General features: G+C 65.0%; 25 protein-coding genes, 1 tRNA gene and 1 pseudogene. 10 read left to right on the forward strand and 17 right to left on the reverse strand.

The window, feature by feature from the left end; all coding sequences use genetic code 11:
- Nucleotides 1-12: 12 nt before the first annotated feature.
- A complete protein-coding gene (locus JT720_RS14210) occupies nt 13-357 on the forward strand; it encodes a lysozyme inhibitor LprI family protein (protein WP_419555390.1) in 345 nt (114 codons plus the stop codon).
- Nucleotides 357-2459 carry an ATP-binding protein gene (locus tag JT720_RS03445; protein WP_205479373.1) on the forward strand — a complete coding sequence of 701 codons (2103 nt, stop codon included), beginning with the start codon at nt 357-359 and terminating at the stop codon, nt 2457-2459. Before JT720_RS14210 ends, JT720_RS03445 begins: the two co-directional genes overlap by 1 nt.
- Here the strand turns inward: JT720_RS03445 and JT720_RS03450 are convergent, their stop codons facing one another.
- The 7 genes from JT720_RS03450 to JT720_RS03480 form a co-directional block, all read right to left on the reverse strand.
- On the reverse strand, nt 2460-4046 hold the full coding sequence (locus tag JT720_RS03450) for an AMP-binding protein (protein WP_205479374.1): 1587 nt from the start codon (nt 4044-4046) through the stop codon (nt 2460-2462). It lies immediately after the preceding gene.
- Entirely contained in the window at nt 4043-4435 is a 393-nt protein-coding gene (locus tag JT720_RS03455; protein WP_205479375.1) for a RidA family protein, read from the reverse strand. The genes JT720_RS03450 and JT720_RS03455 overlap by 4 nt, the downstream gene beginning before the upstream one ends.
- Nucleotides 4432-5547: an acyl-CoA dehydrogenase family protein gene (locus JT720_RS03460; RefSeq protein ID WP_336511931.1), complete on the reverse strand. Its 1116-nt coding sequence runs from the start codon at nt 5545-5547 to the stop codon at nt 4432-4434. Before JT720_RS03460 ends, JT720_RS03455 begins: the two co-directional genes overlap by 4 nt.
- Nucleotides 5540-6349, reverse strand: coding sequence for an enoyl-CoA hydratase family protein (locus JT720_RS03465; protein ID WP_205479377.1), 810 nt, complete (start codon nt 6347-6349; stop codon nt 5540-5542). Before JT720_RS03465 ends, JT720_RS03460 begins: the two co-directional genes overlap by 8 nt.
- Nucleotides 6346-7107 (reverse strand): SDR family NAD(P)-dependent oxidoreductase, encoded by a 762-nt coding sequence (locus tag JT720_RS03470; RefSeq protein WP_205479378.1) that lies wholly within the window; start codon nt 7105-7107, stop codon nt 6346-6348. The genes JT720_RS03465 and JT720_RS03470 overlap by 4 nt, the downstream gene beginning before the upstream one ends.
- Nucleotides 7108-7207: 100 nt before the next feature.
- Complete coding sequence (locus JT720_RS03475; protein WP_237219631.1) at nt 7208-8326, reverse strand: S8 family peptidase; 1119 nt, start codon at nt 8324-8326, stop codon at nt 7208-7210.
- 209 nt (nt 8327-8535) lie between these two features.
- On the reverse strand, nt 8536-10152 hold the full coding sequence (locus JT720_RS03480; protein WP_205479380.1) for a hypothetical protein: 1617 nt from the start codon (nt 10150-10152) through the stop codon (nt 8536-8538).
- A 158-nt stretch (nt 10153-10310) separates the two neighbouring features.
- Here JT720_RS03480 and JT720_RS03485 point away from each other — a divergent pair, with 158 nt between their 5' ends.
- The 4 genes from JT720_RS03485 (at nt 10311) to fghA (ending at nt 13536) form a co-directional block, all read left to right on the forward strand.
- Entirely contained in the window at nt 10311-11423 is a 1113-nt protein-coding gene (locus JT720_RS03485; RefSeq protein ID WP_205479382.1) for an S-(hydroxymethyl)glutathione dehydrogenase/class III alcohol dehydrogenase, read from the forward strand.
- Between the two features lie 117 nt (nt 11424-11540).
- On the forward strand, nt 11541-12161 hold the full coding sequence (locus JT720_RS03490; protein ID WP_205479384.1) for a beta/gamma crystallin-related protein: 621 nt from the start codon (nt 11541-11543) through the stop codon (nt 12159-12161).
- A gap of 71 nt (nt 12162-12232) precedes the next feature.
- Complete coding sequence (locus JT720_RS03495) at nt 12233-12616, forward strand: VOC family protein (protein WP_205479385.1); 384 nt, start codon at nt 12233-12235, stop codon at nt 12614-12616.
- An 80-nt stretch (nt 12617-12696) separates the two neighbouring features.
- Nucleotides 12697-13536: an S-formylglutathione hydrolase gene (fghA, locus tag JT720_RS03500; RefSeq protein WP_205479387.1), complete on the forward strand. Its 840-nt coding sequence runs from the start codon at nt 12697-12699 to the stop codon at nt 13534-13536.
- Between the two features lie 3 nt (nt 13537-13539).
- Here the strand turns inward: fghA and pgl are convergent, their stop codons facing one another.
- The gene (gene pgl / locus JT720_RS03505; protein WP_205479388.1) at nt 13540-14241 is read right to left on the reverse strand and encodes a 6-phosphogluconolactonase; all 702 of its coding nucleotides are present in this window, start codon (nt 14239-14241) and stop codon (nt 13540-13542) included.
- Between the two features lie 528 nt (nt 14242-14769).
- Nucleotides 14770-14845: transfer RNA gene (locus JT720_RS03510), tRNA-Thr, on the reverse strand.
- Nucleotides 14846-14964: 119 nt separating this feature from the next.
- Between JT720_RS03510 and JT720_RS03515 the strand changes: the two genes are divergently transcribed.
- From JT720_RS03515 to JT720_RS03525, 3 genes and pseudogenes are all read left to right on the forward strand, one after another.
- A complete protein-coding gene (locus tag JT720_RS03515) occupies nt 14965-15516 on the forward strand; it encodes a vitamin K epoxide reductase family protein (protein WP_205479390.1) in 552 nt (183 codons plus the stop codon).
- 335 nt (nt 15517-15851) lie between these two features.
- A complete protein-coding gene (locus JT720_RS03520) occupies nt 15852-16211 on the forward strand; it encodes a hypothetical protein (protein WP_205479391.1) in 360 nt (119 codons plus the stop codon).
- A gap of 125 nt (nt 16212-16336) precedes the next feature.
- Nucleotides 16337-16525 (forward strand): annotated as a pseudogene (locus tag JT720_RS03525) (flagellar basal body P-ring protein FlgI); the annotation flags it as partial.
- A 104-nt stretch (nt 16526-16629) separates the two neighbouring features.
- Here JT720_RS03525 and JT720_RS03530 read toward each other — a convergent pair.
- The 3 genes from JT720_RS03530 to JT720_RS03540 form a co-directional block, all read right to left on the reverse strand.
- Nucleotides 16630-16980, reverse strand: a complete 351-nt coding sequence (locus JT720_RS03530) for a hypothetical protein (protein ID WP_205479392.1) — start codon at nt 16978-16980, stop codon at nt 16630-16632.
- Nucleotides 16981-17009: 29 nt separating this feature from the next.
- A complete protein-coding gene (locus JT720_RS03535) occupies nt 17010-19064 on the reverse strand; it encodes a toll/interleukin-1 receptor domain-containing protein (RefSeq protein WP_205479393.1) in 2055 nt (684 codons plus the stop codon).
- Nucleotides 19065-19185: 121 nt separating this feature from the next.
- Nucleotides 19186-19653, reverse strand: coding sequence for a DUF411 domain-containing protein (locus JT720_RS03540; protein ID WP_205479394.1), 468 nt, complete (start codon nt 19651-19653; stop codon nt 19186-19188).
- Between the two features lie 49 nt (nt 19654-19702).
- On the opposite strand from JT720_RS03540, the gene JT720_RS03545 reads away from it, so the two are divergent.
- Complete coding sequence (locus JT720_RS03545) at nt 19703-20653, forward strand: ketopantoate reductase family protein (protein WP_205479395.1); 951 nt, start codon at nt 19703-19705, stop codon at nt 20651-20653.
- 60 nt (nt 20654-20713) lie between these two features.
- Here JT720_RS03545 and JT720_RS03550 read toward each other — a convergent pair whose 3' ends face one another.
- The 5 genes from JT720_RS03550 to JT720_RS03570 all read right to left on the reverse strand — a co-directional run bounded on the left by JT720_RS03550 (nt 20714) and on the right by JT720_RS03570 (nt 25832).
- Nucleotides 20714-21883 carry a hypothetical protein gene (locus JT720_RS03550; RefSeq protein ID WP_205479396.1) on the reverse strand — a complete coding sequence of 390 codons (1170 nt, stop codon included), beginning with the start codon at nt 21881-21883 and terminating at the stop codon, nt 20714-20716.
- 774 nt (nt 21884-22657) lie between these two features.
- A complete protein-coding gene (fahA, locus tag JT720_RS03555) occupies nt 22658-23944 on the reverse strand; it encodes a fumarylacetoacetase (protein WP_205479397.1) in 1287 nt (428 codons plus the stop codon).
- A complete protein-coding gene (gene hmgA / locus JT720_RS03560) occupies nt 23941-25233 on the reverse strand; it encodes a homogentisate 1,2-dioxygenase (RefSeq protein WP_205479398.1) in 1293 nt (430 codons plus the stop codon). Before hmgA ends, fahA begins: the two co-directional genes overlap by 4 nt.
- Nucleotides 25234-25318: 85 nt before the next feature.
- Complete coding sequence (locus JT720_RS03565) at nt 25319-25525, reverse strand: hypothetical protein (protein WP_205479400.1); 207 nt, start codon at nt 25523-25525, stop codon at nt 25319-25321.
- Nucleotides 25526-25583: 58 nt separating this feature from the next.
- Nucleotides 25584-25832 (reverse strand): KTSC domain-containing protein, encoded by a 249-nt coding sequence (locus JT720_RS03570; protein WP_205479402.1) that lies wholly within the window; start codon nt 25830-25832, stop codon nt 25584-25586.
- Nucleotides 25833-26209: the final 377 nt, after the last annotated feature.

Raw genomic sequence — 26209 nt, forward strand, 5'->3', positions numbered from 1 at the left:
GGTTTGCTGATGATGCTAGCCGCTACTCAGGCACAGCCGAACTGCAAGGAACCTCAGACGCAGACCGATATGAACGTCTGCTCCGCGCAAGCTGCAAGAGTGGCTGATGCAGCGATGTCTCAGCACTACGGTCAACTTGCAGGCAGACTGAAGCAAATGGATCGCGAGCAGCCCGGGTACTTCGCTGCACTTCTGGCGTCTCAGCGCGCTTGGTTGAGGTACCGGGACGAACAATGTCGCCTGGAAGGTTATCGGACGCGTGGAGGTACCGCAGAGCCAATGAACGTGAGTGGATGCTTGGAGCAGCTTAGTGTGAGCAGAACGCGAGAGCTAAAGTCGCTCATGGAAGCCTTCTGATGTTCTCCAAAATCCTCATCGCCAATCGCGGGGAAATCGCCTGCCGCGTGATCGGCACGGCGAAGCGCATGGGCATCAAGACCGTCGCCGTCTATTCCGACGCCGACGCCCGCGCGCCGCATGTGCGGATGGCGGACGAGAGCGTTCGGCTGGGGCCGGCGCCGGCAAGCGAGAGCTATCTCAAGGCCGAGCTGATCATCGACGCTTGCAAGGCGACGGGTGCGGAGGCGGTGCATCCGGGCTACGGCTTCCTGTCGGAGCGGACCAGCTTCGCCGAGGCGCTCAAGGCGGCCGGCATCGCCTTCATCGGCCCGCCGCCGAACGCCATCGCCGCGATGGGCGACAAGATCGAGTCCAAGAAGCTGGCGCGCGACGCGGGGGTGAACGTCGTGCCCGGCTACCTTGGCGACATCGCCACGACCGACGAGCCGGTCAGGATCGCGGCCGACATCGGCTTTCCGGTGATGATGAAGGCCTCGGCCGGCGGTGGCGGCAAGGGCATGCGGCTGGCGTACAGCGAGCAGGACGTGCGCGAGGGCTTCGAGGCGACCAAGCGCGAAGGGCTCGCCAGCTTCGGCGACGACCGCGTGTTCATCGAAAAGTTCATCGAGAGCCCGCGCCACATCGAGATCCAGGTGCTGGGCGACCAGCATGGCAACATCGTCTACCTTGGCGAGCGCGAATGCTCGATCCAGCGCCGGCACCAGAAGGTGGTCGAGGAAGCGCCGTCGCCCTTCGTCACGCCCGAAATGCGCAAGGCCATGGGCGAGCAGGCGGTCGCGCTCGCTCGTGCCGTCGGCTACTTCTCCGCCGGCACGGTGGAGCTGATCGTGTCGGGCGCGGACCCGACCGGCAAGAGCTTCTACTTCCTGGAGATGAACACCCGGCTGCAGGTGGAGCATCCCGTGACCGAGGAGGTCACGGGCTTGGACCTCGTCGAGCAGATGATCCGGGTTGCGGCGGGTGAGAAGCTTGGCTTCACTCAGGACGAAGTGCGGCTCGACGGGTGGAGCGTGGAGACGCGGGTCTATGCGGAGGACCCCTATCGGGGGTTTTTGCCTTCGACCGGACGACTTGTTCGCTACCAGCCGCCGCCCACCTGTCGTCACCCCCGCGAAGGCGGGGGTCCATCTTCTGAAGCATCATTCGCGCACGGAGGCAAGGAGTTGGATCCCCGCCTTCGCGGGAATGACGCAAGTGCGAGAGAGAATGACGAGGTCCGCACCCGCGTCGACGACGGCGTCTTCGAAGGCGGCGAAGTCTCCATGTTCTACGACCCCATGATTGCCAAGCTGATCACCTGGGGGCTGACGCGCGAGGCAGCGATCGACGCGCAGGTCGAGGCGCTGGACGGGTTCGACATTCAAGGTATTGGCCACAACGTCGATTTCCTCTCGGCGCTGATGCAACACCCCCGCTTCCGCTCGGGCAACATCACGACCGGCTTCATCGCGGAGGAGTATCCGGAAGGCTTCACCGGCGCCCCAACGGACGAGGCCCTCACCGCAGACCTCAGCGCCATCGCCGCGCTAATTGCATCGGTGCATGAGCGCCGTGCGTCCCTGATCGACGGACTGCTGAACGGCCCGGTTTCCGTCAACGAGGACCATATCGTTCGGCTCGACGGCGGTGCCGAGCATCGCGTGCACTTCGAACTCGACAAGGTCGTGGTGGACGGCGCGGAGCCGCAGGTGCTGGACGCCGACTACGAGCCGGGCCAGCGCCTCGTCCGCGCCCGCATCGGCAATCGTCAGCGCACGGTGCTGGTGGCGAAGGACGGCCGGTCGTGGAAGATGACCACGCGCGGCGCGACGCACCGGGTGACGGTCATGACCCCGCTGGTCGCCGAACTCGCGCGGCACATGATTGAGAAGGTGCCGCCCGATCTTTCGAAGTTCCTGATCGCGCCGATGCCGGGCCTGCTCACTCGGCTGGACGTGAATGTCGGTGACAAGGTCGAAGCGGGCCAACCCGTAGCTGTCGTGGAGGCCATGAAGATGGAAAACATTCTCCGCGCGGAAAAAAGCGCGACCGTGAAGTCGACACCCGTCAGCGCCGGCGAGAGCCTGAGCGTCGATCAGGTCATCGTGGAGTTCGAGTGATCAGCCTCGCCGAAGCTCGCTTCGCCTGAGCTTTCCCGTTGCAGTCTTCGGCAGTTCGGCAACGAATTCGATGAGGCGGGGGTATTTGTAGGGCGCGATGGCCTGTTTTACGAAGGCCTGCAGCTCCTCGATCAGCGCGTCGGAGGGCTCCGCGCCGGCGCCCAGCACCACGAACGCCTTCACTTTCTGTCCGCGTTCCTCGCAGAGAACTCCGACCACCGCACACTCGGCGACCGCGGGATGTCCGAGCAGGGCATTCTCAACCTCGGGTGCACCGATGTTGTAACCTGAGCTGACGATCATGTCGTCGCTTCGAGCCATGTACCAGAAGTAGCCATTGCCATCCCGGCAGTAGGTGTCGCCCGTGACGTTCCAGCCGTTCTTGACGTAATCCCGCTGGCGATCGTCGGCGAGGTAGCGGCAGCCGGTCGGACCCTTGATCGCAAGGCATCCCGGACCTTCGCCGGCGATCTCGCAGCCTGTCGTGTCGAGCAGCGCCGCGATGTAGCCCGGAACGGCGCGGCCGGTCGCGCCTGGGCGGATGTCCTCGCCGCTCGCCGAGATGAAGATGTGCATCATCTCGGTCGAGCCGATGCCGTCTATGATGCGGATGCCGGTACGTTGCTCCCATGCGCCAAACGTGGCTTTGGGCAGGTGCTCACCGGCCGAGATGCAGGTGTTGAGGGTCTTCAGTGCCTCGCCGAGCGCCGGGCTCGAGAGCATCGCCTTGTAGGCCGTCGGTGCAGTCGCGAGGTGCGTGACACCGTGCCGAGCGATGGCTTCAAGCATAGCGGGTGGATTGGCTTGTTCGAGCGTCGCGGCGGCCGCGCCGGCCCGGAGAGGGAACAGCAGGGTCGCCCCAAGACCGAACGTGAACGCGATCGGCGCCGACGTGAGGATTACGTCCCCCGGCGCCATGCCCACGACGTGCTTCGCAAAGGTGTCGCAGGGCGCAAGGACATCGCGGTGGAAATGCACGCAGCCCTTCGGCGCGCCTGTCGTGCCGCTGGTGAACGCGATCAGCGCAGGATCGTCACGGCCGGTCTCCATAGGCGGAAGGGGCGCAAGCGGCCCCGTACGCGTCTCAAGCTCGCCTCGGCCATGGTCGCCGTCATACTTGATGACGTGCTTGACGAAGCGCGTCTGCTCCACGGCCTCGCGGAGATCTCCGATGAAGCGGCTATCGCATAGAACGTGGCTGACCTCGGCCTTGTCGATGACAGTCGCGATCTCTCCCGGCCGAAGGAGCGGCATGGTTGCGACCACCACTCCACCGGCCTTGAGCACGGCCAGCCAGGCCGCGAAAAGCGTGTACGTGTTGGGCCCGCGCAGTAGCACCCGATTACCGGGTATCAGACCGTGTTCCACGACCAGTAGCCGAGCAATCCGACCCGAGAACTCGTCGAGGTCCGCATAGGTCCAACGCCCCAAATCATTCACGACGGCCAGCGCTTCGGGCGCACCGCCCTTCAGCAGCTCCGCCGCCGCGTTCAGGCAATCAGGATAGTGCAATTCCGGCAAGTCGAAGCGGAACTCGGGTAGAAGCTCCGGAGGAGGCAGGCGCTGTTCGACGAAGCGGTCCCTCATTCCGGCACCACCGCGGTCGCTTCGATCTCGACCTTGGCATGGGCCTCCACCAGCCGCACCACTTCGACCAGGGCCATTGCGGGATAATGCGGCCCCATGACCGCTTTCCATGCAGCCCCGATTTCCGCCAGGCTCTCTTGGTATTCCGCGATACTGGTGACGTAGCAGGTCAGCCGCGCGATGTTCTGTGGACCTGCACCATCGCAAGCCAGGATCGCCAGAACATTACGCAGCGTTTGGGCGAACTGACCTGCAAGGGTTTCGCTCGTGAAGCGCTCCTGCTCGTCCCAGCCAACCACTCCGGACGTGAAGATCACGCGTCCGCGCGCAGCCATGCCATTGCTGTAGCCCTTCGGCCGCGGCCACCCGGACGGGAGCAGCGTCTTCATGCGTGTGCGCACTTCAGCAGATCGCAGGCGATGATCTGCCGCTGAACTTCGCTCGCGCCTTCGTATATCCGTAGCGCTCGGATCTCCCGGTAGAGTTCTTCCACTTTCGCACCCACCGTCACGCCCAAACCGCCGTGCAATTGAACCGCCATATCGATGACTTTCTGAGCGGATTCCGTGGCATTGAGCTTGGCCATCGCGGCGGTCCGGCGGTCGGAAGCGCCGCTGTCCTGAGCCCATGCCGCGCGGGCGATCAGCAACGCGGCCGCATCGTTCAAGGTCGCCATCTCTGCTAGGTTGGCCTGCGTAACGGCATTGTCCGCGAGCACACCCGCACCCAGCTTTCGCGTCGCACTGAAGCGCAAAGCTTCGTCCAGTGCCCGCCGTCCCAGCCCCAGTGCAGCCGCAGCGACGCTGACTCGGAAGCGCGTCAGCGTCTGCATTGCGACGCGAAAGCCTTGACCCGGCGCTCCGATGAGTTGCGCGCGCACGCGTTCAAACCGCATTCGGGCAAGCGGGTGCGGCGCAATGACCTCGATGCGCTCCGATACGGAAAGGCCGGGGTCGTCTCCGCGGACGATGAAGGCCGAAATGCCGCCATGACCCTCGCCGCCGCTACGGGCGAAAACGGTGAGGAGGTCGGCGATGGTTCCGTTTGAGATGTAGCTCTTCTCTCCGCTCAGCAGCCAACCGTCAGCATCTTCCTCCGCGCGCATGGCGATGTTGGCCGCGTCGGAGCCCGTGTCCGGTTCCGTCAATGCGAAGGCCGCTATCGCGTCACCTGCTGCCACCTTGGGCAGCCACAAGGCCCTCTGCTCGGGTGAACCTGCAATCGCGATCGCGCCCGACCCGAGACCCTGCATCGCAAAGGCGAAATCCGCGAGGCCTGAGTGCCATGCAAGCGTCGCACGGGCGACTGCCAGACTCCGCACGTCGGGTTCGACGCAAGGCTGCAGATGTCCTGCCGCGCCTAGTGAGCGGACCAGACCCCGACAGGCGCTGTCGACGTCCTCACGATGAGCGAAGTCCTGCTGCCCGCACCAGCCTCCCAGCCGCTCCGCCAGCGCACGATGGCGAGGTTCGAAGAACGGCCAGGACAGCCAGTCAGTCACCTTGGAACTCCGGGGGGCGTTTGGCGGAGAAAGCCTCGTACGCCCGGCGGAAGTCGTTGGTTTCCATGCACTCGGCCTGGACCTCCGCCTCCGCATCGATGGCTTCGTCGATCGACAGGTGCCACTCCGCATCGAGCTGCCGCTTGGTGATCTCGTGCGCCAGGCTCGGGCCGGCAGCGAGGCTGCGAGCGAGCGTCTGCGCGTGCGCCAGCGGATCGTCAGTGACACGGTTCCAGAATCCCCAGCGCTCCCCTTCCTCCGCGCTCATCGACCGCCCGGTGAACAGCAACTCCGCCGCTCGGCCGTGACCAATGATCCGGGGCAGGATCGCACAAGCGCCCATGTCGGCGCCGGACAGGCCGACGCGAGTGAACAGGAAAGCGGCCTTTGCGTTCGGTGCGGCGATTCGCAGGTCGCTGGCCATGGCCAGAATTGCACCGGCTCCGGCACACACACCTTCGACGGCGGCCACGACAGGCTGCGGACAGGCTCGGACCGCCTTGACCACGTCGCCGGTCATACGGGTGAACTCGAGCAGGCCGCTTCGGTCCATATGGGTCAGGGGGCCGATGATCTCATGGACGTCACCGCCTGAGCAAAAGTTGCCTCCCGCGCCCGTGAGGACCAGCGCCTTCACCGTCCTGGTAAACTCCAGCTGGCGGAAGAGGTCGCGCAGCTCGGCGTAGCTATCGAATGTCAGAGGGTTCTTCCGCTCTGGCCGGTTCAAAGTGATGGTGCCGACCTCGTCCGCGAACGACCAGAGGAAGTGCGACGGCTCCAGCGAACGCGGATCGAGGGTCATGCGGTGGTCCCCCCATCTACTGTTACGCAGGCTCCCGTGACGGATCGTGCGTCAGGGTGGCACAGATAGAGGATGGCGTGCGCCACTTGCTCGGCCGTGACCAGCCGGCCATTCGCGTTCAGCGCGGCGAGACTCGCCCGGGCCTCGTCCTGGCTCCGGCGCGTCACCCGCGCGATCCGGGCGGCGCTTTCGTCCACCATTGGCGTGTCCACGAAGGCGGGGCAAACCGCGTTGACAGTGAGGTTCGTCTTCGCAAACTCCAGCGCGAGGCTCTTTGTCAGGCCGACCGCCCCGTGCTTGGATGCGACATAAGGTGCTGCGTATGCTGCTCCCCGGAGGCCCGCCACGGACGCCACGATCACCAGCCGCTTGTCCTCGCCTTGGAGCAGGTCCGGGAGCGCCAGCTGTGCCCCGTCGAACAGCCCCGTCAGGTTCGTCGCGATGATCCGATCCCAGGTCTCACGCGGCGTACGCTGAAAGGGGGCGCTGTCGCCAACCCCTGCATTGAGGATGACGAGATCAAGCGGGCCGTTCACCTCCCGCGCCTCGGCGAAAGCTTCTTCCTGCGAAGCCCGATCTGAAACGTCGCACGGTATCGCGGTCCCTTTCACCTCCGCAGCCACGGCTTCCAATGGCTCGCGTCGGCGGCCGAGAAGCGAAAGGCGAGCGCCCTCTGCTGCCAAGGCGCGTGCCGCGGCGGCGCCAATGCCGGTGCCCCCACCGGTGATGAGTGCGTGTCTCCCGTCGGCCCAGCCCATCGATGCTCCCCTTTTCGGCACGGGAGCCTAGGCATCGGGCGCAGACAAGAAAAGGGGCGGCCTGCACATGGCAAGCCGCCCCTTCCGTAACGTCTGACCCTTACTTGACGCCGATTACGTCCGGCTTGCCGTCCGGATCGCCCGCGACGTTGCCGCCTGCGCGAATGGCTCCAGTCAAGAGCAATCCGGCAAGGTGCGGAGTGGCCATGGAGGTCCCGCTGATGGTGTTGTATCCGCCGCTCAGCCAGGTCGACTTGATCGATACGCCGGGTTCGGAGAAGTCCACCGGCGGGTTCCCGTAGTTGGAAAAGCTCGCCCACTTGTCGCCAACGGAGAAGGCCGAGACCGTGTAGATGTTCTGGCCATTCGCGCGGGCCGGGGAGTGGTTGTTGGCATTATCGCTCTCGTTGCCTGCTGCCAGGGCGAAACGAACGCCGCCAGCAGAAGCGTTCACGACCGCTGTGTCGAGCGCGGTGCTGACGCCACCGCCAAGGCTCATGTTGGCGACGTCACCGGCGCGCCCGTTCTGGGCGACATAGTCGACGCCCGCAATCACGCCGGAGTTGGATCCGCTACCACGACGGTCGAGCACTCGGACCGCAACCACCTTGGCTCCTGGCGCGACGCCGATCACCCCAATGGTGTTGTTGATGGCCGCAATGGTTCCCGCGACGTGCGTGCCGTGGCCGTTCTGGTCGACCGGAGAGATGTCCCGAATGAAGCTCTTGCTGCGCGCAGTGTCGACGTTGAGATCCGGATGCGTGAAGTCGATCCCGGTGTCGATGACCCACGCCGTGGCGAAGGTGCCTGAAGCACCGCCGTTCACTCGGGCAATGCCCCATGGGGTCTCCTGCGCGGGCTGGACCGCGGACGCCTGTACGCCGCCTCCTTGAGCCTGCACCGGAACCACGGTGACCACCTGATCCTGCTCGCAATACTCGATGTTGCGGTTGGCGGCCTTGATCCGCTCGACCGCCTGCGGAGCCATGTTTGCCGCAAAGCCACGGATGGCGACGCTGTACACGTGGTTTACTCGAGCCCCCACCGAGGCCGCCGCGCGGTTGGCTTCGGCCTGTGCAGCACCTCGCGATACGGCATTCTTGTTGAACACGCAGATGTAGCTGCCGTCGATCTTGTCACCCGCACGCTGCGCTTGCGCAGGGGTAGCCAAGGCCGCGATGGGCAGGACAATCGCGGTCGCCAGAAGTGCTTTCTTCATCCCCATGTTTTCCTCTCGAACAACTCGTTTGACGCAACCAGGGGCACTGGAAGCAGAGTTGAAGCTAACGCGATTCGCGGCACTGTCGAGGAAAAAATGCTTTTAACTCAGGCGCTTAGAATAGACATACTTGAGCTTCGCCAGGCCGGCGGATCGCAGGGGATTCGCTTGGGAGGGATCGGAACTGGCGGTCGCAGGAAGCTATTCGGCTAGCGCGGCACTCCCGGTACGGAAGCCTGCTCCGGTGCGGCCCCAGTGGCGGCGTCCGGGCTCTCGAACCGCCGGTGACGGACGATATGCGGCGTGATCACGATGTAGAGTTCGGTCTTGGCTCGGGTGGACCGCTCGTTCCGGAACAAGGTCCCGACCAGCGGAATGTCTCCCAGGATCGGCAGCCGTCCCTTGGTTGTAAGGTTATTCTCCTGGGTCAGGCCCCCGATTACGAACGTCTCTCCGTCGCGTACCGATGCGGAGGTCTCCGCCTCGCGCTGGCTGATCGTGGGATAGCCCTGGCTGTAGCCCGTCACGGACGAGACGACGCCGTAGATCTGCGACGTAACGAAGCCATCGGAGCTCACGCGCGGCGCAATCTGCAGGGTCACTCCCACATTGACGTATTGCACCTGCTGACTGACGCCGTTCACGCCCGACAGGGTGATGGAGGTCAGGATCGGCAGCGCATCACCCGTGATGATCTTGGCAGTTGAACCGCTCTGTGCCGCAATCCGCGGACGCGAAACGATCCGGCCCTCCCCTTTCTGGACCTGCGCGTAGATCGCGGCCTGAAGCCCGCCCGACTTGAGGATGGTCGTCGGATCGAGGCCGAAGGGAAGGTTGGCACCGGTCGTGACCGTGCCCGTGGCGATCTGGCCCGATGAGTTTGCAAGGTCGATGCCGAGGTTTCGCGCGCCAGTTTCGGTCAACTCGACAAACTGCGTTTCCAGGATAACGGAATCCACAGGGATGTCGATCAATGCGATCTGCTGCTTGATGCGCTCGATCCGCTCGAGCGTGCCAGTGATCCAAATGGCGTTCAGGCGTCGGTCAATGGCGAGGCCCCGGCCGGCGAACGATTGACCGAGCGGCACACTGTTACCCTGCGCCTGGTTCTGAGCGCTGACATAGCTCGGCTGCGTGCTGGACGAGGCGATCGAGCCAAAGCCGGGCTCGCGGCGGATGAACACGTTGTTTGGCTGCACCGTCTCGCCTTCGAGCAGCAGGCCGATGACCTCGCTGACGTCGGCATACTTGAGCGGCACGAGTTCGTAGGAGTCTCCGGCCACACCTTCGGCGAAGGCTGGATTGTAGGCGGGCAGCTCGGATGCGGGAACGACCTGATCCGGGGTGGTGCCGATCGGCCGGATGCCGGTGGCCTCGCCCTCGCTCAGCCGGGTCACGACCACCTGGAGCCGATTATCGCCGGCCGGCTCCGCGGTGACCTGGGCTGGCGCCACGGTATCGAAGCGCCAGGCGAGCCCGCTTTCGGATGCCTCCAGGCTGCTCGACCGAACGATACTACGATGGCTACTGCGCTGGGGGACCTGCGGCGCGCGCACGGTTGATCGCAGCAGCAGCTCAGGGCGCGTCGGGTTGGCGTTCACAGGTGCAAATTGCGGAACAGCGGGTGAAAACCGGATCAGGAATGCCGCGCGGTCCTCATCTTGAGTGACCACCTTGACCTCTTCCACGACCGACGGAACCTGAGCATCGGCCAGCGTGGACAGCGGCAGAATGACCAGCGCGGGAACCGCAAGAAGGAACAGGCGCGCGGAGGCGCGAACGCAACGGAACAGTGTTTCGAACCCCCACACGGCCCGGGGGGCCACTGGAAACAGAGCCCAGCTTAGGACCAAGGTGCGCGAATGCAATTGCGTTTCGTCGGCCTCACGGCTCGATTTGTCGCGTGAACACAGGGAGTTGTCAGGACCCTTGGCCCCGGCGCTCCGGCGTGGCATCGGGGACCAACAAGGAGGACGACACGCCCATGAAGACCCGCGCAGCCGTCGCATTCGAAGCCAAGAAGCCGCTCGAAATCGTCGAACTGGATCTCGAAGGACCAAAGGCGGGCGAGGTGCTCCTTGAGATCATGGCGACGGGCATCTGCCATACCGATGCCTACACGCTGGACGGGTTCGACAGCGAAGGCATCTTTCCTTCGGTGCTAGGCCACGAAGGTGCAGGCATCATCCGTGAGGTCGGGGCGGGCGTCACGTCCGTGAAGCCCGGCGACCACGTGATCCCGCTCTACACGCCCGAATGCCGTCAGTGTAAGTCGTGCCTGAGCGGCAAGACGAACCTGTGCACGGCTATTCGCGCCACGCAGGGCAAGGGATTGATGCCGGACGGCACCACCCGCTTCAGTCACAGGGGGCAGCCGATCTTCCACTACATGGGCTGTTCTACCTTCTCGAACTTCACGGTCCTGCCGGAGATTGCGGTCGCCAAGATCCGCGAGGACGCACCATTCAAGACCAGCTGCTACATCGGCTGCGGCGTCACCACCGGCGTCGGCGCGGTGGTCAACACGGCGAAGGTTCAGGTCGGCGACACTGTCGTCGTATTCGGGCTGGGCGGCATCGGCCTTAACGTGATCCAGGGTGCGCGGCTCGCCGGAGCGACCAAGATCGTCGGGATCGACATCAACCCTGATCGTGAGGAATGGGGCCGCAGGTTCGGCATGACGGACTTCCTCAACACCAAGGGCATGAGCCGCGAAGACATCGTCGCGAAGGTTGTCGAACTCACCGATGGTGGGGCCGACTACAGCTTCGATGCAACGGGCAACACGGAAGTGATGCGCACCGCGCTCGAATGCTGCCACCGCGGCTGGGGAACCTCGATCATCATCGGCGTCGCGGAGGCAGGCAAGGAGATCGCAACCCGGCCGTTCCAGCTCGTGACCGGGCGCAATTGGCGGGGGACGGCGTTCGGTGGAGCCAAGGGTCGCACGGACGTTCCGAAGATTGTCGATTGGTACATGGATGGAAAAATCGCGATCGACCCCATGATCACCCACGTCCTGAGCCTTGAGGAGATCAACCGGGGCTTTGACCTGATGCACGCTGGCGAAAGCATCCGGAGCGTGGTGATCTATTGACGGGATTGGCACCGGTATCACCTCGGGTTTAGGCTGGCACCGTAACGATCGGCTTGGCGCGGAAGTGGCTGCGTGTTGGATCTAGGCGCCGCCGGTACTTAACCGAGGAGATCAGCCATGAAGAAGTCTCTGATCATCGTCGCGGGAGTGCTCGGTGCCTCTGGGCACGCCGGGGCCCAAGAGGCGGCGCGCGTCGTGATCCCGGGGCAGGGCCAGGGGACCATCACCTTCTTTGACGCCCGAGACTACCGCGGCTCGGCGGCGACTTTTCGCAGCAACGAAAACAGCGTCCGCCTCCCGTTCACGAACGCGGGCTCTATCCGGGTTGAGGGACGTTGGCGGGTCTGTTCAGGCGTGAACTTCAGCGGTCGCTGCATCATGGTTGATCGCGACTATCGTGACGCGCGCCCACTCGGCCTCCCCACGGTCCGCTCCGTTCAGCCGTTGGGCGGCGGCTGGTACCCACCGGGAGGTGGCTATCCGGGCGGGAACTGGGGCAACTGGTCCGGCCCGGTCGGCGGCCCGCAGCTGAGGGGGGAGAACACCATCTTCTTCGCAAGTCCGTCCATCCGCGGACAGCGAGTAAGCGCATGTCAGGGTGCAAACTGGGGCGGATGCGAACAGCAAACGGCGAACCGGCTGTGCAACTACACGGGATACAACCGGGCCATTGCTTTCGATCGAGTGCGCCTCGGCCGTGAGTGGTACCTCTCGGACGTGCTCTGTACTCGGCGCTAACGGCGACCCAGCCTGCTTGAGCTTTGCGGAAACGGCGCTACTCGCTCGTCGCTCAGACAACAGGAGGGTGAATGTTCAGCCACATGATGGTGGGGTCGAACGATCTTGATCGTTCAAAGCGCTTCTACGACGCCCTCTTCACCGCAATGGGCGGCAAGCCCGGACGAATGGATGAGAAGGGTCGGATCGTCTACCTCAACAATGGTGGAATTTTCATCGTGACCAAGCCTATCGACGGGCAGCCGGCGACGCACGGGAATGGATGCACAATAGGCTTCGCAGTCGATGGCCCTGAGCAGGCGAAGGCCTGGCACCAGGCCGGCCTGGAAGCGGGTGGAACCGCCATCGAAGATCCGCCGGGTGTGCGACAGGGCGGCTTCGGCAAGCTCTACCTTGCCTACCTGCGAGACCCGGACGGAAACAAGCTGTGCGCGCTGCACAGGGTACCGGCCTAGCTTCCCTCAGCCGCTCGCCCTGGGCCTGTCAAAGGGTCCGTGACGTTCCACAAGCTCCGCGTGAGCGCTAAGAAGGGGCCATGGAAACCTTGAGCGAAGCCAGGTCGCATGGCGGCCGTCAGCTTGTCGTCAGGCACCCGTCGACGGCGACGGGAACGGACATGACCTTCTCCATCTTCCTGCCCCCACAAGCGGAAGGCGGGGGCAGGCTGCCTGTGGTCTGGTACCTGTCGGGCCTGACCTGCACCCATGCCAACGTGACTGAAAAAGGCGAGTATCGCGCGGTTTGCGCGGAGCTGGGCCTGGTGTTCGTCGCGCCCGATACGAGTCCCCGTGGTGAGGAGGTGCCGGACGACCCGGAGGGTGCGTGGGACTTCGGGCTCGGGGCAGGCTTCTACGTCGATGCCAGTCAGGAGCCATGGGCACGGCACTACCGGATGTGGAGCTACATTACCGAGGAACTGCCCGCGTTAGTGGCCGCGGAGTTCCCGGTCGACCTGTCCCGGCAAGGTCTGACCGGTCATTCGATGGGCGGGCATGGTGCACTGACGATGGGCTTGCGCCATCCGGATCGCTTCCGCAGCGTTTCGGCCTTCGCTCCCATTGTTGCGCCCAGTCAGGTGCCCTGGGGTCAGAAAGCGCTAGGTCGCTACCTTGGCAATGACCGTCTGCACTGGCGGGTGCACGACGCAGTCGCCTTGATCGAGGATGGTGCTCGCGTACCCGAGTTGTTGGTTGACGTCGGAGACTCCGACCCGTTCCTGGATCGCGAACTGCGACCCGAACTCCTGGAACGCGCCTGCGCGGATGCGCAGATCGCACTGACTCTGCGCCGGCAGCCCGGATATGACCACAGCTACTACTTCATATCCACCTTCATCAGTGCCCACCTCCACTGGCACGCTGAGCGGCTCCGCTAGCACTCAGGGGCACCAGTGGATGTCGATCGGCTGCTCCGCTTCCGCGAGTACGCGACCGATCGGCAGCTTGCTGCTGTGCCCGTCCGCAATAGCCTGCTCGAGTAGTTGCCGCTTGCGATCGCCGGTTACCGTGATCAGCAGTGTTCGCGCGGATAGGATCGACGCCCGCGTGAGGGTCACGCGCGCGACCGGCGCATTCTCCGGAAGCGGGTCCGGCATGACCCCAACTGCCCGCCGCGCCTTCGGCGCATCCAGAGCGGTCTGCAGATCGGGACCGGGAAAAATGGACGCAGTGTGACCATCCTCTCCCATCCCCAGCCATACAAGGTCCGGCGGCCAGGGCAGGTCCTGCAGCACCGCATCCGCGGAGTTGCCGGCGAGGCGGTAGTCGGCATTCTCGGTTGTGATTGGCAGGACCCGTGCTCCGCCGGGAAGGAACGTCTTGGCGAGCGCACGCACGTTGCTGAGTTCGCTCTGGAGCGGAACCAACCGTTCGTCCGTCGGAATGATGGTGACGCGCTTCCAGCCGAGCTTCGCCTTCGCCAGTTCGGACAGGATTGGACCTGGCGTGCTACCGCCCGGCAGCGCGAGGAGAGCGGCATTCCGCGCTTCAAGTGCACTCTCCACAATGAAGGCGACATCCCCCGCGACCGCCGAAGCTAGCTCCGACATGTCGTCATATTCCCACCATTCCGCTTCGATCATGACGCTTGCGCTCCTCCGGTGCCGAGCCCTTCCTCCATTCCGGAGATTGTTGAAGTTCGGCGTATGTTCCACATTTGTCTATGGTGAGTTCCTGAAGGGAGTCACCAAGTGCCGGCATACTCGCCACAACTGGCAAGGTTCAGCGCAGGGTCCAACTTGCGCTGGATATGGGATGGTTGGGCCTGCCAAGCGGCTCGGCTCCTATTCCAGAGATCCCTGGAACACCATGCTGAAGTGACTCACTACTCGCGGGCATTGTGGTCGTAGGCGTTGCTCTGGCGATGAGCTCTCGATCCGGGTGGAAAAAGCGGGACAGGCTGCCGCTGCTGGGAGCGCTTGTGTCAGGCGCGGTTCTGTTGGCTTTGCTCGTTTCGCCGACCACGGCGGGCTTTGGGTGGACCGCTTCACGAGGGAGGTGATCGCCGGCCGCGAACCAATCGAACCGCTGCTGGATGTGAACAGATCGGTCCGGGACGGACTTGCAGGCGCGAACGCCTGACCAGGCTTCTTGCAGGTTAACCGAGATCGTGGTGCCGCTTACGTGACTCGAACACGTGACCCCATCATTACGAATGATGTGCTCTACCAGCTGAGCTAAAGCGGCGTACCCGGTGGGCGGCTCGCCCCCTAACAGCCTCGCCCACGCCAAACAAGCCTGCGCCGCGAATGGTTTGCGCCGCCCGTCAAATGGCGGGAGCGAGCAGCGGCTTCGACCGTTGTGTGATGGCCTCCTCGGAGTGGAGCCACATGCGCCATGAGATCCTGCCGCCGCACCAGCTGAGCCGCGAGTTGCGCCTCGGCCATTTGCCCGACCTCCAGCGGCGCCGCTGGACAGTCGGCTTGAGCTTCGGCGGAGCGGTGATCGGAATGGTTGTCAGCGCCTATCAATCCGGGCTGCTGAAGAAGCTCCCCGACATCCTCCCAGGCAAGATCTTCGACGCGGAGCAAGTTGACGCGTCCGATTACGCGTACAAACGGCTGCAGACTCCCGACGGTTTCCTCATGGTTCTGACCTATGCGGCAACGGCCGCACTCGCTGCTGCCGGCGGGCAGTATCGCGCCAAGCGCCAGCCCATCTTGCCAATTGCCGCCGCTGCCAAGGCCTGGTCGGACCTCGTCACCTGCCTGGTCCTTGCGCGCGAGGAATGGGCGGAGAACCGTGCCTTGTGCAGCTGGTGTCAGTTGGCGACCGCAATCAGCGCAACAACGGCCATGCTCGCAATGCCCAAAGCCTATCGAGCCTTGGCCGAAGTACGCGGAGGTGGGCAGTCATGACCGGCGGTCGCATGCCCGCTCCGACCCCGCCTAACCGGCGCTCGGGTCATTACTGGATACGGCCCGAGAGCTACCTTGAGCGAAAGGCTCTATTCTTCGGTCCCTCGGGCGTGGACGAGCCGCTGCGCCAAGCTCCGCGTCCTCGTTTCGACCCCCCGGTCGCGCTCGCTTCGCCTCCGGTAGAGCAGGCCGGCCTGCCCACAGTGTGGCGCCCGACAAAGCTCGTTCCGCCCATGCTAGCCCTGTTCCTGATGGCTCTCATGTGGATCTCGATGGGGAAAGCTGGCGTATTGCCCGCGCAGGCCGTCCGCAACCATTCGCGGCCCGCGCCCGCAATGACCGATATTCGAGCTGCCTTCGGGATCTGTCAGGCAGCCGGCGACCGGAACTGCGTCCATGATGCGGCGAGCTTCCGCTACGATCATCGCGAGTACCACTTGGCCGGTATCACGGCTCCACGTGCAACCCAAGCCGGTTGCGCAGCTGAGCGCCAGCTAGGCAGACTTGCCGCCGAACGCCTGCGCACATTGCTGAGCAGCAGTGCCGTCAGCCTGACCGCGCTGCCCCGGCCCACAGAAGCAGAGAGCCCGCCCGTGCACCAAGTGGCCGTGGACGGCCGCGACCTCGCCAGCCTGCTGCTTGCCGAAGGTCATGTTCAGTCGCGTGCGCACGGGGATCCACATTGGTGTGTCTGACCAGATGACAGGCCCGACTGAGCGCCGCTGAGCGGTTCTGCCTCTATAATGAAGGGATAAAACGGGTTTGGAGGGTTTGGGTGAGATCGAGATTGTTTCTGATCGCCCCGGCCGGGCTTGGAGCGATGCCGGCACTCGCCGCCCCGCGAATCAAGGACATTGTCTAGGTCGAGAACGTGCGGGCGAACCAACTGGTTGGCTATGGGCTGGTGGTCGGGCTCCCGGGCACCGGTGACCGGCTGCGCAACTCGCCCTTCACGCAGGCGTCCCTTCAATCCATGCTGGAACGGATGGGGGTGAGCGTGGGCGGCACCGACGGCAACAGGACTGGGTCGACGCAGCGCCCGCGTGTGTATGTGGAAGCACTGGCTGCGAGGGATTGAGCCGTCGCCGCCAGTGCTCCGCCGGGTGCACGCTGTCAGACACGGTCCCGTATGACAGGATCGAACTCGAAGTTCTCACCGTTCTGGCTCTGGATCTTCAAGGTGTAGTTATGCTGCGGGATCGTCGCCTCGTCGGCAGAGGTGTCGGTCACGTTCAGCTGGGTCGGACTCACTAGAGTGTACGAAAAGTCGTGCGGATTGGCGATGTTGATCGGGTCGTTGGAGTTGAACGTCCACACCTTCGACCCAGTCGAGACGAGGTTGAAGGAAATATTGCCGTTCACATCAGGCTCGACCGGATCCGCACTGTAGCTGATATTCCGCTGATCGTTGATCGATACGGTGACGCTACCGATTCCCACGTCTTCCATCGTGTCCTGCGGCATGTCCGCTCTCCTGGCTTGAGTTCACGCCTTCACCCGCGCGGCGACCGCGCAAATATGCTTGCGAAAGCACTCGCAGGGACGTCGTTCGCATCTCGATAGGGCTGCCCAAGACGTTGAACGGCGCGCAAACGCTGGATCGTCGCCCAAGTGGCCCTTTGCTGGGTCGGGACCAGCACCAGGGCCTCGCGCCAAAGTCGCTCGGCCTCTGCAGACTGGCGCTCGGCGATCCCGTCACCTTCACTGATAAGCACCGCCGCCAGAACGGCGCGCTCATCCGGCTTCAGCAACTGCCGCCGTGCCCATGCTTCGAGGATCACCGGGTCGGAAGCCTTCGCCGACGTACCCGTCAGCGCCCGCTCGATGGCGATCATCCGGAGCAGGTTCATTTTGTGGCCCCATTCGGGTGTTTGGGCGATGAGCTTTCGTTGCGTCAGGATCAATGACGCAATCTCCTCCCTCGCCTTGTCGCGGGCGTAAGCAGACCGCGCTACTGCCCTCCACATCCGGGATGCATTCCGATCTCCTGCCCACACGCTGTTGGCTGAGTCGAGTGCAACCAGCTCGTCGAATCGCCGCACGGCGTCGTCCAGCACACGCTCCGCGTTCCGCACCTCCCCCTCGGCAAGCAGGGCTGTTCCCATCTGCGCCAACGCGGTCGCGCGAGCCTCTTGGACCTCACGGTCGTTCGCTGAGAGCGGGGGTTCGCCCAGCACAGCCAGCTGCTCGCGCCGTGTCGTCAGCGCGCCTTGGTTGTTGCCGAGAGTGTACAGAGTCGTGGCCTTGTGCCCCAAAGCCTGATTAAGAGTCAGCGCAATGTCGCGGGTGCGGGGGCGGATGGCGTTCAGGGTTCTGGCTGCCACTTCGAAGGAGGCGAGCGCTTCCTGGAACCGGTCCTCGGCCACCAGCGCGATCCCGAGGTTCACCTCAGCCGACGCGAGTTCGACACGCGATTCTGGTCTCTGCGGAGCGATCGCCATCATGCGGCGGCCGAGGTTCCGGTAGGCCAGGAAGCGCGGCAGGGCGGAGCGGTTGTCGCCGCGACTGTGAGCGGCGTAGGCAAGCCAGAACTCGCTTTGGGCATGATCGTAGAGCCGCTGCCAGTTGTTCGGCTCCCGCTGCAGCAGCTCGCCCGTGGAGCGCGCAGCCTCGCGGAAGCCGCGCCGCGCCGCTTCCTCGTCGCCCTGGAGGTCGCCCACCTCCGCCACCAGCAGCATGGCGCGCGCCCGGCGACCGAGGGAGTCGCCGTCAAGCTGGGCGAGGTTCTGGCGGGAGTAGTAGACCAGCGCACGGTCGCCGACGCTTTTCAGCACGTCCAGCCGGCCGACCGGCTCCAGCTTGCCGCGCAGGTCGGTCAGCATGAATTCGACCAGGCCGTCGGCTTCGGCGCGCTGGCGCTGAGCCTCGTTGCGCTGGTCGCGGGCTTCGTCGCGGGCATCGATGGCCGCGACGGCAAGACCGCTGGTCAACGCCATGCCGGCGACCGAAGCAGCAGTGGCATAGCGCAGGCGCTTGTTGCGGCGCTGGGTCTCGCGCTGGACCAGCGCATCCAGCCGTACGCCGAGCAGCCCGGCGATGAGCTTCAGCCGGCCGAGCCGCTCGCCATCGCCCTCCTTGCGCAGGTCGGCGGCGATCGGCTCGGCAGGACGATCGGTCAGCTGCCCGGCCGCATCGACCGAGAAGCGTAGCGCGGGCGGAAAGCATTCCTCGGCCGGGTCGGACGCGAACGGCTGTCCCTCGACGATCGCCGCGAACACCCGACTGTCCCCGTGCAATCGCTTGAAGGCGCGGATCTCCTCGTTGACCCATCGCGACGCGGCCGCCGCGGGCGAGCAGACGACGATCAGCGCCGCCGACCGCTCAAGCGCCGCATTGATCGCGTCGCCCAGGCAACCAGCGGCGGACAGCTCTTCCCTGTCCTTGAAGATGGGCGTCAACCGTTCCGGCACGGGGCCGTTCGGCGAGTCCGTACCGACCAGGCTCCTCGGGACCCGATAGGTCTCGAGCGCGTGGTGAAGCCGCTCCGCCGCCCGCTTGTCGCGGTGGCTGTAGCTCAGGAACGCACGGTACAGGATCTCCGTGGCCATGCGACTCGCCCCCGTTCCGCGGCGAATAGTGCTGGCTTGCCTAGCACGAGGGCCGGCTACGGGACCACTGGCCTACCCGAATGCACCACGGGCAGTCGGCAGCGGCGTGAGGCGGGCCGGGTCAGGCCGAGAAGCGGCCCTTGGAACCCTGGCGAGTGAACGCGATCACTTCGAACGTATCCCTGGAGCCGTCCGGCATCTCCATGCCGGGCGAGCCGCGCGGCATGCCAGGGACAGCGATGCCGCTGATCCCCTTGGGCTTGGTCGCAAGCAGCTTCTTCACGGCGGTGAGCGGAACGTGACCCTCGACCAGATAGCCGCCGACCACGCTGGTATGGCAGCTGGCGACAGATTCCGGCACGCCAAGCTTCGCCTTGACCGCCATGATGTCCGGCACCTGGCGGACCTCCACCGCGAAGCCGGCGGACTGTGCCCGCTCGACCCACTTGTGGCAGCAGCCGCAGTTCGGGTCGCGGTAGGTGACGATCTTCGGCCGAGCCGGCATCCTCGCGAGCGCCGGAACGGGGGCTGCGGTGCCGGCGACGGTGATGCCACCGGCGAGGAACTGGCGCTTGGTCAGGTGAATCATGAGGGCTCTCCCGCTTCCCTCCCTATCGCTTGGCGCGCATAGCGGGAAGATGAACATCGGCGTGGTGGGAGTGGGCGCGATCGGCGGGTGGCTGGCGGGACGGCTGGCGCTGGCGGGGCACCAGGTGACGTGCGTGGCGCGGGGCGAGACGCTGGCGGCGCTGCGGGACGGGATCTTGCTGCGGGAGCAGGGCCGCGAGGAGCGCGCGCCTGTGCGGGCGGTGAGTGATGCGGCGGAAGCCGGAGAGCAGGACCTTGTCGTCGTGGCCACCAAGGCAACCGCGCTGGCCGATGCCGCCGGCGCGGCCGGACCGCTGATCGGGCCGGACACAGTGATCCTGCCGCTGCAGAACGGTGTGCCCTGGTGGTTCCTGCCCGGGGAGCCGCTGCGCTCGGTCGACCCGGACGGGCGCGTCGCCGCCGCCTTGCCGGCCGTTCAGGTGATCGGCGCGGTCGTCCACGCCGCCTGCCGCCGCGTCGCCCCCGCCGAGGTGCAGGTGGTGCACGCCGACAAGCTGATCCTCGGCGAGCCCGCAGGCGGGCCGAGCGACCGCGTCGAGCGCCTCGCCACCCTGTTCGAACAGGCAGGAATCCGCGCCGAGCGCAGCCCGGACGTCCGCCGAGCCATCTGGTACAAGCTGTGGGGCAACATGACGATCAATCCCCTGTCCGCCCTCACCGGCGCGACTGCGGACCGGCTGATCGGCAGCGCGGAGCTGAAACCCTTCATCCTCCAGGCCATGGCCGAAGCCGCCGCCGTCGGAGCCGCCATCGGCTGCCCCATCGAGCAGAGCGGCGAAGAGCGCATGGCGGTCACGGCGCGTCTGGGCGCGTTCAAGACCAGCATGCTGCAAGACGCAGAGGCGGGCCGCCCGCTGGAACTCGAAGCCCTGGTCGGCGCTCCCCGCGAGATTGCGGGGAGGATCGGTTCGCAGACGCCGGCGATGGATGCGCTCTACGCCATGACCAAGCTGATGGCCGAGAGTCGTGGGCTGGGGTAAACTTATGTCCGCTTAGGACCCGCTGCGGAGCCTCACGGCGGAACGCTTAGGTTATGAGATCTAGTTTACCCGCAACCGAACGAACGCCATGGCGCCGACCGGATTACGGCTGCCATACAGCTGCTCGAGTGCGTCCGGCACGAGGTTCAACGCGACCAATCCACCAGCACCGATGGACAGATTATTGGCAATCTGAAAATCCCGGACTGCGCCGACCGACACTTTGCCGACGCGGTAGGCCGGGCCGTGATCGTCTTCACCCTCGACTAGCTCGCGGTTCTCCGTCACTTCGCCGCGGCTGAAGACGGTCCATCCGTCTTTCTTGAGCGAAGCCTCGGCAACGAACGCATCGTCGCGATAGGTGTGGCCATGCTCTGACGTGGTTTTCCGGCCCCAGGCAAGGGTGGCCGCGAGTTTCCAGTCGCGACCGATGTCGGTGGCATAAAGCGCACTAGCGGACCAGCGGCGCTGGTCGACGTCGGGCTCAAGCTGTTCCGGCTCCTTGAACTTGCCCCAGCTGCCCTGGAGCGAGAGCTTGGCCGTTGGGTTCCACGAGAGACGAGCGGCAGTGGAGTCGAGTGGCCCGCTTTCGATGTTCCAACGATACTGATCTGGTTCACGAGCATTGAAGCGGCTGACTTCCAGCTTCAACCGGTCGGCAATCACGCCCGCCGTGAGCACACCAAAGCTGATGTGCGTCGAGTCGAGCCAATGGTGACTGATCGGTGCTTCAGGCGAGTCCATGATTGCTTCGCGGTGCATGAACGCGGGTGGGCCGAACGCCGGTTCGCCTGGCAGGCCACCGTAAATGAAGATGCTGCTTTCTGGACTGATGTTCTGAGACACTGACGCCGACAACTCCATGAAGAAGTCGTGCGGATGCTGGCGGTCAACCAGATGCTCGACCCCGTCCGCGGTCTCGCCGGTTGCGAGCAGGAGCGGGTAGCCACGCTTGCCCATCAACGGGTCTGGGCTAACCGTCGCCTTGAACTGGAGTTTGCCCTCCCCGAGCGACCGCTGAGCCATGCCCATCAACATGCCGGACGCAAACGCCTTATCATCCCCCCGGTCGCCACCTTGATGATCGTAAACGAGGTTGAGGACGGCGTGGCCCATCAGCATCCAGTCGCCTCTATGAACCATCACGCCCATGTGCTCGGAATTGTCCGGCTGCCAGGCCGTGCCCGACGCCTCGCGCTGCATTCCATAGGGGCCGAGCGCCCCGCTCATCGCGCTATGACCTTCACCATGGGTTGCATGATTGCGTTGCGTAGCGGTGTGTTCCGGCAGGGGCTTGGCGTTGTGCGCGCCATGGTCAACGGACCGAGGGCTCTTGCTCTTCGCTGGTGCTTGCTGGTGCATTTCATGCCCTTGATGCGCGGACGTGGCAGTTGCGGGCGCAGCTTGCCGCTGCTGCGGCTCGGCAGGCTGCGGGGCGCCGTGTTCCATTGCTCCATGATCCATGTTGCCATGATCCACGGACTGCGCGAGCGCGGGCGCAGCGACGGAAGCCAAAGCGAAACCGAGATAACGAACAAACACAGTCACTTCCTTACATGCCGGGGCATGGCGGCCGACGCCGCCGAAAACGGTGCTGGCGATTATCATCAGGTTTTCAGTGAGAGAAATGAACCTCAGCAGTACCCGAGAGCTTTCGCATCGAAGATTTCTCGACGAGGAGATAGGCTAGTTGGAGCACGTACCGTGCTCCGGCGTCTTGCAAGACAGTGCGGCAGGATAGCCGCGGGCCGTACCTATCCTAGTCAGCTTCGACGTACGACCCTCAATCTTATGTTCGCTTCCTACGCCGAGCAGACATCCACACGACCCTTGAACAGTAGGATTGCGCCTGCTCCAAGCTGGCAAGCGGCTCGCCCGCCGGCTCTTTCACATCACGAGATTGCTCCGGCGCAAACCCGCACGACCGTGAACATTGTGAACATTCGCGCGGTCGCTCGTGGACTGAGACGGTACGCCTTCTGATCGTGCAGCGTGGGACGGGTCTCAGGCTAAGCCGACCACCTCACCGGTGCACTCTCCAAAGCCGATGGTGACGAACCCCTTACGTTCGGCGCGCGCGGTGAGCGTCAGTTCGTCGCCGTCTTCGAGGAAGCTGCGGGTCTCGCCGGTGGGAAGCGTCACCGGTTGCTTGCCGCCCCGGCTGATCTCCAGGAGGGAGCCGAGGCCGTCGTTGCTGTCCGTGGACAGCGTGCCAGTTCCGATCAGGTCGCCCGGCTGGAGGTTGCAGCCGTTCACCGTGTGGTGTGCGACGATCTGGGCGGCGGTCCAGTACATGGCGGCGCTGGCGTTGCCGTGGCTGAGGCGGTGAGGGGGTAAGCCCCTGGCTCTCATCTGCTCCGTCGAGATCAGCGCCTCTATGGTGAGGTCCAGCGCCGGCTCCGCGCTACCGCCCTGCAGATACGGCAGTGGCTGCGGGTCGCCCGCGGGACGCGGCGGCTGAGCTTTCCGGAACGGGCGCAGCGCCTCTGCGGTGACCACCCAGGGGGACACGCTGGTCAGGAAGTTTTTGGCGAGGAAGGGTCCGAGCGGCTGGTATTCCCACGCCTGCAGGTCGCGCGCGGACCAGTCGTTGAGCAGGCAGTAGCCGGCGATCGCCTCGTCAGCCTGGTCGATCGGGATCGGTTCGCCGAGCCGGTTGCCGCGTCCGATCCACAGGCCGAGCTCCAGCTCATAGTCCAGGCGGCGGGACGCACCGAATACCGGCTCCTCGGCCTCGGGGGGCTTGCGCTGGCCGTTGGGGCGAATGACCGGCTCGCCCGACGCGCGGACACTGCTGGCGCGGCCATGATAGCCGATGGGGACGTGCTTGTAGTTGGGCAGCAGCGGCTGGTCGGGGCGGAACTGCCGGCCCACGTTGGTCGCGTGATGGATGCCGACATAGAAGTCGGTGTAGTCGCCCACGATGCACGGCAGATGCATGGTGGCCTCGCTCTGGCCCAGCAGCGCGGCCTCGACATCATCGCGGTGCTGCTCGTCGCTGAGCAGGTCGGACAGGCGGCGGCGGAGCGCCCGCTGGTCCTGGGGCCCGCGCGCCAGCCAGGCATTCAGCACCGGGTGCGACAGGTCGTCTAGCCAGTCCTCGTCCAGCAGGCTGCCGACCGTGAGCAGGTCGAGGATGAAGTCGCCGATGGCCGCCCCGACACGCCGGCCGGTCCCTTGCGCCGAGAAGATGCCGAGCGGAAGGTTCTGCACCGGGAAATGCGGGTGGCCGTTGGCGCTCCCAACCCAACTGGTCCGGGAGGGATCGTGGGTCTCGTCCAGACCGCTCACGGCAGGCGCGCCTTGGGGAAGTCGGCCCAGGCGAGGTCGTAGTCCGGCTGCGCCCGGCCGAGCGCCTCGGCGCACACCTGGTAGGGCCAGCAGCTTTCAACCATGAATGCCATGGTGCCGCCGATCTTGACGGGCTTGAGTTCCGCTTCGGATGCACGGCGCCAGGTGTCCACATCGGGACCATGGCCGGTCATGATATTGTGCAGGCTCATGCCCCCGGGGCTGAAGCCCTCCGCCTTGGCGTCATACTCGCCGGTCAGCAGGCCCATGCACTCGCTCATCACGTTGCGGTGGAACCAGGGCGGGCGGAACGTGTCCTCGCCCACCATCCAGCGCGGCGGGAAGATGACGAAGTCGGCATTGGCACGGCCCACGACGCTCGACGGTGAGGTGAGCACGGTAAAGATGCTGGGATCGGGGTGGTCGAAGCTGACCGTGCCGATGGCATTGAATGTCGACAGGTCGTAGCGCCACGGCGCGAGGTTGCCGTGCCAGGCGACCACGTCCAGCGGCGAGTGATCGAGGGTCGTGGTCCACAGCTGCCCGCCGTATTTCTGCACAACCTCCGTCGGCTCGTCGCGGTCCTCGAACCACGCGACCGGCGTCTCGAAGTCGCGCGGGTTGGCGAGGCCGTTGGCGCCGATCGGCCCGAGATCGGGCAGGCGAAACGGCGCACCGTAGTTTTCGCAAACGTAGCCGCGAGCCGTTCCGTCGGGCAGCATGACCCGGAAGCGGATGCCGCGCGGGAGGAGGGCAATCTGCCCCGGTTCGACCTCCAGCCGGCCAAGCTCCGTCAGCAGCTCCAGCCGGCCCTGCTGCGGCAAGATCAGCAGCTCGCCGTCGGCCGAGACGAACACGCGTCCGTCCATGCTTGCACTCGCGGCATATACCGACACCGCCACACCCTCCAGGTCGGCGGGCGAGCGGTTGAAGACCATGGTGGTGAGACCATCCACGAAGTCTGTTCCCGGCGCCGGCTCGGCGGCCGGATCCCAGCGCAAGCGGTTCGGAGCGAGCGGCTGATCGCCAGCGTCGCAGCGAAAGCGTTCTGCGCCTTCATAGCGGGTGAACGGCCGATGATCCGCGCTCGGCCTCATGCGGTACAGCCAGCTTCTCCGGTTCTCGTGGCGGGGCATGGTGAAAGCCGTGCCGCTGAGCTGTTCCGTGTACAGGCCGAATGCCGGCCGCTGCGGACTGTTTCGACCGTGCGGCAGCGCGCCGGGCACGGCCTCTGTGGCGAAATGCCCGCCGAAGCCACTCAGGTAAGCGGGGGAGGAGGTGCTAAGCATGGCCCCGCTCTACCGCTCCCGCGCTCAAGAGAAAACCCGCACCCGGCCGGGGCAAACGGCCGCGGTGCGGGTCTCCCACTCAAGCCTAGTTGATGTTGACGTCGATCTTGTCGGGAACGCTGATCTCCGTCTTGTCGCCACCGAAGCCGAGCTCGTTGCGGAAGAGGAAGAGCAGCGCGAGAACGGCGATGATCAGCAGCACGACGGCGATCAGCCCGCTGCCGCCGCCCCGGTCGGTTTCGACAATGGTGGTACGCTCCACCGTTTCCCGAGGTTCGTTGTTGTCCACCATGAGCGTCACTCCTGTTATGCAGGCGTAACGAACGCGGTCGGCTTGTAGCAGTTCCCATTCATTCGTTGGCGGCTTGCAGCTGGCAACGACGGTTTCCCTCGTCGCGGAGCGGGTGGCAGTCGAACCGACCCTTGATCCTGAGGTTGAAGAAGTTGCCTTTCGAACGTGCCCGCTGGAACTCGTCGGCGAGGCGCTGCGGCACTCCCAGATAAAGGTAGCGGCGGCCACCCACGAGGCAGAGTTCGAGCGCCTGAGTCTCTGGCCAGTATCGGGCTCCGCGGATCAAGGACGAAATCATGGTCCTCATCAAACCGATCCTGGCGGAAGATGGATTCGTCTCGCGTCGCCGGATGCGACAGAGCGATTCCCCCGCGAGTCGAAGTGTTTACCTCCCGGTCAGTTTCGGTCCGTTGCGAGCGCTGTCGGCCCACATGTCGAAGGTGACGCCTAAGCATCGCACGAGCGGGATGGTCTTCGCTCTCCGCGCAACGAGCAGCCCAGCCGCGGCTGGTACGAGGATCAGCAACATGGTCGTCAGCACTGGCAAGGCTCCTAAACGTAACGCCAGCGCTGCGTACCCCTCTAACCGCGACGGGCCCGTGACATCGTGAAGACAGTCCGTTCACCGCGACATGCTTAACGTTATCGTAAGCACTTTCCCGCAGTTTCGCGCGGAAATGGAGC

This window comes from Sphingomonas arenae, assembly GCF_016924655.1.
Classification (GTDB): Bacteria; Pseudomonadota; Alphaproteobacteria; order Sphingomonadales; family Sphingomonadaceae; genus Sphingomicrobium; species Sphingomicrobium arenae.

Excerpts from the sequence above, each read along its gene's own strand:
- JT720_RS14210 (WP_419555390.1), top strand. The coding sequence starts at position 13 with ATGCTAGCCGCTACTCAGGCACAGCCGAACTGCAAGGAACCTCAGACG.
- JT720_RS03445 (WP_205479373.1), top strand. The coding sequence starts at position 357 with ATGTTCTCCAAAATCCTCATCGCCAATCGCGGGGAAATCGCCTGCCGC.
- JT720_RS03450 (WP_205479374.1), bottom strand. The coding sequence starts at position 4,046 with ATGAGGGACCGCTTCGTCGAACAGCGCCTGCCTCCTCCGGAGCTTCTA.
- JT720_RS03455 (WP_205479375.1), bottom strand. The coding sequence starts at position 4,435 with ATGAAGACGCTGCTCCCGTCCGGGTGGCCGCGGCCGAAGGGCTACAGC.
- JT720_RS03465 (WP_205479377.1), bottom strand. The coding sequence starts at position 6,349 with ATGACCCTCGATCCGCGTTCGCTGGAGCCGTCGCACTTCCTCTGGTCG.
- JT720_RS03470 (WP_205479378.1), bottom strand. The coding sequence starts at position 7,107 with ATGGGCTGGGCCGACGGGAGACACGCACTCATCACCGGTGGGGGCACC.
- JT720_RS03475 (WP_237219631.1), bottom strand. The coding sequence starts at position 8,326 with ATGAAGAAAGCACTTCTGGCGACCGCGATTGTCCTGCCCATCGCGGCC.
- JT720_RS03485 (WP_205479382.1), top strand. The coding sequence starts at position 10,311 with ATGAAGACCCGCGCAGCCGTCGCATTCGAAGCCAAGAAGCCGCTCGAA.
- JT720_RS03490 (WP_205479384.1), top strand. The coding sequence starts at position 11,541 with ATGAAGAAGTCTCTGATCATCGTCGCGGGAGTGCTCGGTGCCTCTGGG.
- JT720_RS03495 (WP_205479385.1), top strand. The coding sequence starts at position 12,233 with ATGTTCAGCCACATGATGGTGGGGTCGAACGATCTTGATCGTTCAAAG.
- fghA (WP_205479387.1), top strand. The coding sequence starts at position 12,697 with ATGGAAACCTTGAGCGAAGCCAGGTCGCATGGCGGCCGTCAGCTTGTC.
- pgl (WP_205479388.1), bottom strand. The coding sequence starts at position 14,241 with ATGATCGAAGCGGAATGGTGGGAATATGACGACATGTCGGAGCTAGCT.
- JT720_RS03515 (WP_205479390.1), top strand. The coding sequence starts at position 14,965 with ATGGCCTCCTCGGAGTGGAGCCACATGCGCCATGAGATCCTGCCGCCG.
- JT720_RS03520 (WP_205479391.1), top strand. The coding sequence starts at position 15,852 with ATGACCGATATTCGAGCTGCCTTCGGGATCTGTCAGGCAGCCGGCGAC.
- JT720_RS03530 (WP_205479392.1), bottom strand. The coding sequence starts at position 16,980 with ATGCCGCAGGACACGATGGAAGACGTGGGAATCGGTAGCGTCACCGTA.
- JT720_RS03535 (WP_205479393.1), bottom strand. The coding sequence starts at position 19,064 with ATGGCCACGGAGATCCTGTACCGTGCGTTCCTGAGCTACAGCCACCGC.
- JT720_RS03540 (WP_205479394.1), bottom strand. The coding sequence starts at position 19,653 with ATGATTCACCTGACCAAGCGCCAGTTCCTCGCCGGTGGCATCACCGTC.
- JT720_RS03545 (WP_205479395.1), top strand. The coding sequence starts at position 19,703 with ATGAACATCGGCGTGGTGGGAGTGGGCGCGATCGGCGGGTGGCTGGCG.
- JT720_RS03550 (WP_205479396.1), bottom strand. The coding sequence starts at position 21,883 with ATGAGCGGGGCGCTCGGCCCCTATGGAATGCAGCGCGAGGCGTCGGGC.
- hmgA (WP_205479398.1), bottom strand. The coding sequence starts at position 25,233 with ATGCTTAGCACCTCCTCCCCCGCTTACCTGAGTGGCTTCGGCGGGCAT.
- JT720_RS03565 (WP_205479400.1), bottom strand. The coding sequence starts at position 25,525 with ATGGTGGACAACAACGAACCTCGGGAAACGGTGGAGCGTACCACCATT.
- JT720_RS03570 (WP_205479402.1), bottom strand. The coding sequence starts at position 25,832 with ATGAGGACCATGATTTCGTCCTTGATCCGCGGAGCCCGATACTGGCCA.